This is a genomic window from Desulfuromonas acetexigens (assembly GCF_900111775.1).
Lineage (GTDB): Bacteria > Desulfobacterota > Desulfuromonadia > Desulfuromonadales > Trichloromonadaceae > Trichloromonas > Trichloromonas acetexigens.
The window spans coordinates 39,688-49,452 of the sequence record NZ_FOJJ01000011.1; the positions used below are offsets into that span (position 1 = coordinate 39,688).

Annotated in this window: 8 protein-coding genes; 4 read left to right on the forward strand and 4 right to left on the reverse strand. The window is 60.7% G+C overall.

Going from position 1 to position 9,765, the window contains the following annotated elements; translation table 11 throughout:
• Window positions 1-89: 89 nt before the first annotated feature.
• The 4 genes from BQ4888_RS06535 to pckA form a co-directional block, all read right to left on the reverse strand.
• Entirely contained in the window at window positions 90-2,141 is a 2,052-nt protein-coding gene (locus tag BQ4888_RS06535) for a BCCT family transporter (RefSeq protein ID WP_092055318.1), read from the reverse strand.
• A gap of 290 nt (window positions 2,142-2,431) precedes the next feature.
• Complete coding sequence (locus tag BQ4888_RS06540) at window positions 2,432-3,016, reverse strand: DUF2179 domain-containing protein (RefSeq protein ID WP_170232985.1); 585 nt, start codon at window positions 3,014-3,016, stop codon at window positions 2,432-2,434.
• Window positions 3,017-3,143: 127 nt separating this feature from the next.
• Window positions 3,144-3,857 carry an iron-sulfur cluster repair di-iron protein gene (gene ric, locus BQ4888_RS06545; RefSeq protein ID WP_092055325.1) on the reverse strand — a complete coding sequence of 238 codons (714 nt, stop codon included), beginning with the start codon at window positions 3,855-3,857 and terminating at the stop codon, window positions 3,144-3,146.
• Between the two features lie 259 nt (window positions 3,858-4,116).
• Complete coding sequence (pckA, locus tag BQ4888_RS06555) at window positions 4,117-5,706, reverse strand: phosphoenolpyruvate carboxykinase (ATP) (protein WP_092055330.1); 1,590 nt, start codon at window positions 5,704-5,706, stop codon at window positions 4,117-4,119.
• 255 nt (window positions 5,707-5,961) lie between these two features.
• Between pckA and BQ4888_RS06560 the strand changes: the two genes are divergently transcribed.
• From BQ4888_RS06560 to BQ4888_RS17510, 4 genes are all read left to right on the forward strand, one after another.
• Complete coding sequence (locus BQ4888_RS06560) at window positions 5,962-6,585, forward strand: cyclase family protein (RefSeq protein WP_092055334.1); 624 nt, start codon at window positions 5,962-5,964, stop codon at window positions 6,583-6,585.
• A gap of 114 nt (window positions 6,586-6,699) precedes the next feature.
• Entirely contained in the window at window positions 6,700-7,116 is a 417-nt protein-coding gene (locus BQ4888_RS06565; RefSeq protein ID WP_092055337.1) for an archease, read from the forward strand.
• A gap of 19 nt (window positions 7,117-7,135) precedes the next feature.
• Entirely contained in the window at window positions 7,136-8,578 is a 1,443-nt protein-coding gene (locus BQ4888_RS06570; protein ID WP_092055339.1) for an RtcB family protein, read from the forward strand.
• Between the two features lie 626 nt (window positions 8,579-9,204).
• Window positions 9,205-9,378 (forward strand): hypothetical protein, encoded by a 174-nt coding sequence (locus BQ4888_RS17510; RefSeq protein WP_170232986.1) that lies wholly within the window; start codon window positions 9,205-9,207, stop codon window positions 9,376-9,378.
• Window positions 9,379-9,765 lie beyond the last annotated feature (387 nt).

The following is a 9,765-nucleotide window of genomic DNA, read 5'->3' on the forward strand; positions in this document are numbered from 1 at the left end:
AACGAACGAAAGACGGAAACGGGGGACGGCCACTTGGCCCGTCCCCCGTTTCCGTTCCGTTTCACATAGAAGCCGAACAAAAGCAACGTTTACGGCTCGGAGGATGCCCCCCCGCCCTGCAGCATCTCATCGTGCTCATCCATGTTCCATGGGAGGACTCCTGGAGTCACATGGAGGAAGTGCAGATATTTTTCAAACTGGCTGAGAATGTCGTCAATAATCTGGCTGCTGTCATAGCCGTAAATATCATAGGACTGCCCCCCCCGGCGGAGAAAGACTTCGGCGCGGTAGTAATGGGGTGATTTGCTCTCGTCCGGCGGCAATTCCGGATAGGCGAAATCGGGCATGAGATACTCGCACAGGCGGATGTCATAAAGAAAATCGACATGGTCCTGGCGCGACACCTCCAGATAGGCGCGAACATTATCCTCATCGTACGTCACCTTGGCCTCCCAGCCCTGCTTGGACAACTCCTCTTGAACGTGCTTCATGCTGTGCATGACTTCACTGTTGATAAAACCTGAGACTTCGGCCCGGCCGGGAAAGCGAACCAGCCCCGCAAGTCGGGCCTTCCAGCCCCCCTTACCCCCTTCCGTCCCATGTCGGGTACGGCGCATATGGCTTTGCAGGCTCACTTCGGTATGCCCTTCGATTACCAGGGCGCGCCACATGCCGAGCGCCGCCAGCAACATAATGATGGCAAAGGGGAGAGCCGTCGTAATCGCCATAGCCTGCAAGGCCTTGAGCCCCCCCGCCAGCAACAGGGTCGAAGCGACCACGCCTTCGGTGATCGCCCAGAACGCCCGGTGCCATACCGGAGAATCATCCCGGCCACCGGCTGAAAGGGAATCGATGACCAGGGAGCCGGAGTCGGAGGAGGTCACGAAGAAGGTGATGATCAAAAAGACCGTCACCAGAGAAGCCAGCGACGACAGGGGCAGTTGCTCGTAAAGCTTGAACAAGGCCATCGCCTGATCGGCCTGAACATAATCGATCAGCTTATGGTAGCCCTCGTTCATGATCAGGTACAGGGCGGTGTCGCCAAAAATGGAAAACCACAGGAAGGTAAAGAGCGACGGAACCAGCATGACACCGAAAACAAACTGGCGGATGGTGCGCCCCCGGCTGATCTTGGCGATGAACAATCCGACAAAGGGAGCCCAGGCGATGGTCCAGCCGAAGATAAAGAGCGTCCAGTTACCGATCCAATCCCCGCGGACATAGGCTTGAAGATTGAAGGTGCGCTCGATGATGTTGTTCAGGTAGCTGCCGGTATTCTGTAAAAAGGTTTCAAGAATGAAGAGGGTCGGTCCGACGACGAAAACGAAGGTCATCAGAATAATGGCCAAAACCATATTCAAAATCGAAAGCCGCTTCACCCCCTTGTCCATACCGGCCAGTACCGAAGCCAGTGCCATGGCGGTAATCAGCGCGATAGCCGTGATCTGTACCCAGGTTGCCACGGGGATCTGTGGCCAGAGATAGTTGATTCCGGCATTGATCTGCGCTACCGACAGCCCGAGGGTGGTTGCGACCCCGAAGAGGGTGCCGAGAATGGCAAAGACATCTACCGCGTGCCCAATGGGACCGTAGATGCGGTCACCGACGAGCGGGTAGAGGGCCGAGCGCATGGAGAGCGGCAGGCCGTGACGAAAGGCGAAATAGCTGAGAACCAGCCCCACCAATCCGTAAATCGCCCAGATATGGAATCCCCAGTGAAAAAAAGCGATCTGCATCGCCTGTTTGGCCGCATCGACCGTGGCGCCGGCACCTTGGGGCGGAGAGGCATAATGCAACACCGGTTCCGCTACCCCGAAAAACAACAGGGCGATGCCATAGCCGGCGGAAAAGAGCATGGCGAACCATGCGGGAAAGCTGTACTGGGGCTCCGCGTGATCCGGGCCCAGCTTTATATTGCCCCAGCGGGAAAGGGCCACCAGCACGACGAACACCAGGAAAATCGCTACCGAGAGCATGTAGAACCAGCCAAAGGTCCTGGTAATGAAAGACAGGGCCGTGGCAAAAAGCTCTCCGGCCAGATCCGGGTTGCTGATCGTCCCCAGCACTAAAAGGAAAATCACCACCACTGCCGGCACGAAAACCGGCAACAGAATCGTCGCATGCCACGCCTGTTTTTTCATCCTCTCTCCTTGGTTATTACAACCGACAAGCCCGGCGGACAACCTTTCTCACATCGACCCGACTTGACCAGAAAAACTTCATTTCAGCGACAAACGCCTCGACATACCCAGCTCAAGGCATCCACCCAGCCAGATTCACAAAGAAAATTCTAACAAGGATTCCACTTGAAGGAAACCATCCGAGCGCTTTTTTCCTCCTGCGCGCACCCGTCGACAGAACAAGTGAGGGGCGGCCCCATGGGACCGCCCCTCACTTGTTTCACGCACAACCCTTCCCGGATCATCCCCCGTTACTTCCGTATGCTAAAGAGACCGCTTGAACCACTATTTTTGCTCGCCGGCACATAGGTCTCGTTGAAAAACCGGACATCTTCGATGGTGTAAAAGGCATCCTTGTTAAAGGTCTTGATCAAGGCGATCGCTTTTTGCAGATCCCGCCTTTTCACCACGGTAAAGATGATTTTGACCGGCCCCGATTCGCCGTGGGCGTTGACGTTGGTGACGCCGAAGCCCGCATTCCACAGGGCCGAGCTCAGCCCGGGATCGGTGTTGGGCGTGATGACGCGAAGGATCAGGTTGCCGAAGGCCAGGCGCTCCTCAAGCAGCAGGCCGACAAAGTTCCCGGCGCCGAAACCCAGGGCGAAGGCCAAATAGGTGATCCAGTTGTCCAGGTGCTGCATGACCTGGGAAATCGCCAGGACCCAGACCAGCGCTTCCAGAAAACCCAAGGGGGCGGCGAGATGCTTCAGCCCCCGGTAAACCATTGAAATCCGCAGGGTGCTCAAGGTGACATCGAGAATGCGGGCAAGAAAAACCAACAGCGGCACCGCCACCATGGACACCAGCCCTGAACCGCCGACAGCTTCCGTAAACATCGTGAATTTCTCCTGTTCGATGACGAGCCCTGGGCGGCGGACTCGCCGCCGGGACATGCGTCGAATTCAAACGCAATAAGAGGATTTATTTTCCCCGAAACCCTTTTTTCAATCCCTCTTTCGCGATTTACAACCGCGCGGCCTTGGGGAAAAGAATGTTGTTTTCCAGATGAACATGTTTGTGGAGATCATCCTCAAACTCCTGGAGCTTGCGATACGCGAGGGTGAAGGTGTTGCAGGCATCGGTCGGAAGCGCGTATCCCTGTGAAAGACGGCGAATGGTATGAATCGCATCGCCGACTTCTTCGTGTTCGCGATGGAGACGAACCAGGGACTGGCGGATCGTTTCCCGGTCGTTCGCATCCGGGGTTTTGCCGGCGACGACGGCGGCTTCCGCGCGTTTGAGCGCCGGGAAGAAAACCTCTTCCTCCTCGCGCAGATGTCCGACCATCTCTTGCGCGATTTTCTCGAAAATGGCGGCGATCCGGATGACCTCGGGATGGCGTTCGCCATGCACGGCGGCGATCTTCCGTGCATACGAAGCGATCTGCTCGTCGTTCTCCTTGAGATAGGCATGGTGCGTGTTGACGATGTAGTCGGCCAGGAACGACAGGGTCCAGGCCGAGTAATTCCGGCTCCGGTCGACCGGGGCCTGTGCCAAGCCCTCGATTTCCCTCACGAGAGCCGCCGGATTGAGCCCTTGCTCCCGACAGGCGTCGGCGAGGGTAACCTTGCCGCCACAACAAAAATCGATCCCGTGCTTTTCGAAGATCTCGGCCGTCCGGTAATCGTCCGTGACAATGTCCCCGACCGTCTTCTCAGAGAGGTTTGTTGTCGTCATGGCTTTCCCCTTTCTTGATGTCCTCTGAGTTTAAATTCTCAGCCCCGCAACACGGCACCCAAAACAATCCGGAATTCTTCGCCGAAGTTGGTAAACATAATCAATCTAGCCCAGGGGTACAAACCGGTCAATGCGTGAATCCACCGAATCTTCTCGATTTTTCCCTTCGCACCCCGACCGAGAGAATCGTCGTCAACGCAAGCGAGGGGCGGCCCCATGGGACCGCCCCTCGCTCATTCATGCCTCATCAAATCTGGAATCAGACCCGCGGACCGGCCTGGGTGAAGTCGAAGTCGTCGCCGTCCTTGATGTATTTCTTGAAGTTCTCGATAAACATCCCGCACAGTTTATTCGCCGTCCGGTCGAAGGACTCGGCATCGGGCCAGGCGTTGCGGGGGTTGAGCAGGGCACTGTCGACGCCGGGCAAGCTCTTCGGGATGTGCAGGCGGAACCAGCGGGTCTGGTCGAACTCGGCCTTCTCGATGCTGCCGTCGAGGATAGCGTTGACGCAGGCGCGGGTCGCCTTGATGCTCATGCGCTTGCCGACGCCGTAACCGCCGCCGGTCCAGCCGGTGTTGACCAGATAGGCGTTGACGCCGTGTTTTTCCATCTTCTCGCCAAGCAGCTTGGCGTAAGCGGTCGGGTGCAGGGGCAAAAAGGCCTCGCCGAAACAAGCCGAAAAGGTCGCCTGGGGCTCGGTGACGCCACGCTCGGTGCCGGCGACCTTGGCGGTGTAGCCCGAGAGGAAGTAGTACATCGCCTGCTCCTTGGTCAGCTTGGAGACCGGCGGCAGTACGCCGAAGGCGTCGCAGGTGAGAAAGATGATATTTTTGGGATGGCCGGCCTTGAGGCTCGCCTCGTGGTTCTCGATATGTTCGATGGGATAGGAGACGCGGGTATTCTCGGTCTTGGCGCGGCTGTCGAAATCGATGACGCCGTCGTCGTCGGCAACGACGTTTTCGAGCAGGGCGTTGCGCTGGATGGCGTTGTAAATTTCCGGCTCGCTCTCGGCCGAAAGGTTGATGCACTTGGCGTAGCACCCTCCTTCGAAATTGAAGACGCCGTCATCGTCCCAGCCGTGTTCGTCGTCGCCGATGAGCTTGCGGGCGGCATCGGTCGACAGGGTGGTCTTGCCGGTGCCGGAGAGCCCGAAGAAGAGGCAGACGTCCCCCTCCTTGCCGACGTTGGCGCTACAGTGCATGGAGAGAATCCCCTGCAGCGGCAGCCAGTAGTTCATCATGGTGAAGATGCCCTTCTTCATCTCGCCGCCGTACCAGGTGCCGCCGATGATGGCGACGTTCTTCTCGATATTGAAGACGACGAAGACCTCGGAGTTGAGGCCGTGTTTCTCCCAGTTTTTGTTCACCAGGTTGCTGGCGTTGTAGACGGTGAAGTTGGGAGCGAAGTCCCGGATGTCGTCCCCTTCGGGACGGATGAACATGTTCTTGACGAAGTGCGACTGCCAGGCGAATTCGGTGATGAAACGCACGGATTTGCGGGTCTTTTCGTTAGAACCGCAGAAACCGTCGGTAACGTAGAGATCCTTGCCGGAAAGGTAGTCGGTGACTTCGGCGTAGAGTTCGTCGAAAACCTCGGGGGCCATGGCGACGTTGACCTTGCCCCAGGCGATATTTTCGAAAGAAGGTTTCTGGTGGACAAAGTATTTGTCCTTGGGGGAGCGCCCGGTGAATTTGCCGGTGTCGACCATCATGGTGCCGTTGGCGGAAACCCGCCCTTCGCCATTGGCGGTTTCATGGTCGAAAAGCTCGTCATACCCGAGATTGTGATAAACCTTGCCGATGCTTTTCAGCCCCAGTTCCTGGGCACTTACCGCACTTGCTTTGCTCATGCTTTCTTCTCCCATTGGTTTTCGACTGAACGCGATGAGTTAGAACTACCCTCCGGAAAGCGGCGAGTTTGCGTCTCACCCGTAAGCCTCACCGGAATGGGCACTTTTAACAAATTTAAGCAAAATAAAAAAGATAAAAAGTTTAAATAAACTTGACACCCCCTCTACCATTCATGGGAAAAAGCCGTCATCCCTGCCCGCCGCCAGATTACCCCGCTATACTTGAACCCACACCCGAAGAGACAGGAGTCCGCCATGTCCCTCATCGACATCTCCGTCCCCCTATCGGAAGACCTGCCCGCCTTCCCCGGCGATCCGGCGATCCGCCTGGAGCGAGCCGGCGTTGCCGCCAATCCTTTTCATCTGACCCGGCTTTCTTTGGGGAGTCACGCCGGCACCCATATCGACGCCCCGGCCCATCTCCTTGGCGAGGGGGCGACCGTCGACGCCATCCCTCTCGAATGGCTGATCGGCCCCTGCCGGGTAGTCGATCTGCGCGGGCGGAAGGGAGCGATTGCCGCCGGCGAGCTCAAACCCTTGCCCTTGGCCGGCGTCCGGCGCCTGCTGCTGCGCACCGACAACTCGGAGCTTTGGCTGCGGCCCGGCTTCTGTGAAGACTATGTCGGCCTCGCCCCCGATGCCGCCAACTACCTGGTGGAGTTGGGCATCCGCCTGGTCGGCATCGACTATCTCTCCATCGAGCCAGCGGGAGAGACAAGCACGGTCCATCGCACCCTCCTCGGCGCCGAGGTGGTGATCCTCGAAGGACTCAATCTGGCCGGGACTCCCGCCGGCGACTATGAACTGCTCTGCCTCCCCCTCAAGCTGATCCGGGTCGACGGCGCCCCCTGCCGGGCGGTGCTGCGCCCCCTGGCCTGATCAGGCTCGCGGTTGACGCTTGGAGTGCTATACTGCCAAACCAAGCCAAGTCAAATCGTCCCCTTCCGAAAAAAGACGGGCAAAGGACCAAGAACCATCAGGACGAACTGAAGGATGAATGACTTTCGCTTGCTGGCACACACCGCCGACATGGGGATCGAGGCGACCGGGAACTCCCGCGCGGAGGTCTTCGTCGCCGCCGCCCAGGGGCTGAAGGAGATGATCTTCGGCGACGCCCCGGTGACGCCCCGACAAAGCGCGCCGGTCTCCCTCGCCAACGGCGATGTTGGTGAGCTGCTGGTCGCCTGGCTCGGAGAAATCCTCTACCTCTTCGAGGTGCGGGGGCTGGTGCCGGCAGAATTCGTGATCTATGAAATTACCGAGAACTCCCTGCGTGGCGAAGTGTACGGCGAACCCTTCGACCCGAAGCGCCACCCCGTCGAGCGGGAAGTGAAGGCGATCACCTACCACCAGCTTTCTGTCGAACGGGACGGCCAGGGCTGGCGCGCCAAGGTTTACGTCGATCTGTAATCCAAACTGGAACATCTCCATGACCGTCAAACTCCAGCAAATCGACGACTGCCGCTGGCGCATACCCCGCGAGGGAGCGATGCGCACCGAGGGGCTGGTCTTCGCCGACGCCCGGATGATCGCCACTCTGCAAGAGGAACAGGCGCTGGAGCAGGTGCGCAACGTCGCGACGCTGCCGGGGATCGTCGGACCGTCCCTGGCCATGCCGGACATCCACTGGGGCTACGGTTTTCCCATCGGCGGGGTGGCGGCCTTCGACGCCGAGGAGGGGGTGGTTTCCCCCGGCGGCGTCGGTTACGACATCAACTGCGGGGTGCGCCTGCTGCGCAGCGCGCTCACGGCCAATGACATCAAACCGGTGCTGGCGAAGCTGGCCGACACCCTCTTTCGCAACGTGCCGGCCGGGGTCGGCTCCGAACGGCGCGACCTCAAGGTCTCCCTGGCCGAACAGCGCCGGGTGCTGGAACGGGGTGCGGCCTGGGCCGTCGCCCGGGGCTACGGCGAGACTGAAGATCTGCGCCATATCGAAGCCGGCGGCATGCTCCCCGACGCCGATTCCGAGCTTATTTCCGAGCGGGCCATGGAGCGCGGTCGCGCCCAACTCGGCACCCTGGGCAGCGGCAATCATTTTCTCGAAGTGCAAGAGGTGGAGGAGATCTTCGATGCGGCGGTCGCTGATGTCCTCGGCCTCTGCACCGGCCAGGTCACGGTGAGCATCCACACCGGCAGCCGCGGCCTCGGCTATCAGGTCTGCGACGATTTCCTCAAACGCATGCTCCAGGCCAGCCGCAAGTACGGCATTGAGCTTCCCGACCGACAACTCTGCTGCGCCCCCCTGACCAGCCCGGAAGGAAGGGAGTATCTGGCGGCCATGGCTGGCGCCGCCAACTTCGCCTTCGCCAACCGGCAGATCATCACCGCCTGGGTGCGGGAATCCTTTGAGCAGGTCTTGGGCTTAGGTCCGGCGCAACTGCGCCTGTCGCTGATCTACGATGTCTGCCACAACATCGCCAAATGGGAAACCCATACGGTGGACGGCCGGGCGCGGCGGCTCTGTGTGCATCGCAAGGGGGCGACTCGGGCCTTCCCGCCTGGGCACCCGGAAACCCCCGAGGCCTATCGCGCCGTCGGCCAGCCGGTGCTGATCCCCGGCGACATGGGACGCTATTCCTACGTTCTGGTCGGCAGCGCAGGGGCGATGGCGGAAACTTTCGGTTCCACCTGCCACGGCGCCGGGCGGGTCCTTTCGCGCCATGCCGCGAAGAAGGTCGCCCATGGCCGACGCATCGAGGCGGAACTGGCCGAGCGCGGCATTCTCATCCGCGCCGCCGGTCGGGCGGCGGTGGCCGAAGAGATCTCCGAAGCCTACAAGGATGTCGCTGAAGTGGTCGACGTGGTGCGTCGCGCCGGACTCGGCAAGATCGTTGCCCGCTTGCGCCCGCTGGCGGTGATCAAAGGTTAATCGACGGCAAGGAAAACGCGGCGGCTCCCTTTTATGTCTGTACGCGGACATTTAAAACACTAAACGCGGACAATTAAAACACTAAACGCTTTAACGGTATTATTACCCCTAAAAATGGCCTTTTTAATCTCATAAATACCGCCTAAATTCCCACAAAATCAAGGTGGGAAATGGGTGGGAAAATCCTCCCCCTAATTTGGTCGCCTGAGCCATCCTTGCATGACCTGGCGGCGGTCCCTTTTGGCCGCCGTTCCGGTAGCTCCTGGCGGTCATTCTCCGGCCTTTTTCGACCCCTCGCAACAGCCCCGGCGGGCCTCTCTTCGCGGCCGTCCCGGTCAACCTGGCGGCCTCGCTGCGGGCGTGATCCGCTCCGGGCCTGCGGTCTGCTGAACTGGTTCCAGGCGTCACGGCGGACCCTCTGCGGTGGCCCGGCGGCGGTTCCCTTGGCCGCTGTTCCGGTGGCTCCTGGCGGTCATGATCCGGCCTTGTTCGACCCCTCGCAACAGCCCGGCGGGCCTCTCTTCGCGGCCGTCCCGGCGCAACCTTTCGGCCTGGCTGCGGGCGCGATCCGCTCCGGGCCTTCGGTCTGTTGAACCGGCTCCGAAAGCCCCGGCAGGCTCCCTACTGTGGCCCCGCTTCGGGCGGTCCCCTTGGCCGCTGTGCCGGTGGCTCCTGGCGGCCATTCACCGGCGATTTTCGACCCCTCGCAACAGCCCGGCGGGCTTCTCTTCGTCGCCGTCCCGGCGCAACCTTTCGGCCTGGCTGCGGGCGCGATCCGCTCCGGGCCTGCGGTCTGCTGAACTGGTTCCAGGTGTCAAGGCGGACCCTCTGCGGTGGCCCGGCGGCGGTCCCCTTGGCCGCTGTGCCGGTGGCTCCTGGCGGTCATTCTCCGGCCTTGTTCGACCGCCCCGGCGGGCCTCTCTTCGCGGCCGTCCCGGCGCAACCTGGCGGCCTGGCTGCGGGCGCGATCCGCTCCGGGCCTGCGGTCTGCTGAACTGGTTCCAGGCGTCAAGGCGGACCCTCTGCGGTGGCCCGGCGGCGGTCCCCTTGGCCGTTGTGTCGGTGGCCTCTGGCGGGCATTCTCCGGCCTTGTTCGGCCCGTCGCAACAGCCCGGCGGGCCTCTCTTCGCGGCCGTCCCGGCGCAACCTGGCGGCCTCGCTTCGGGCGTGATCCGCTCCGGGCCTGC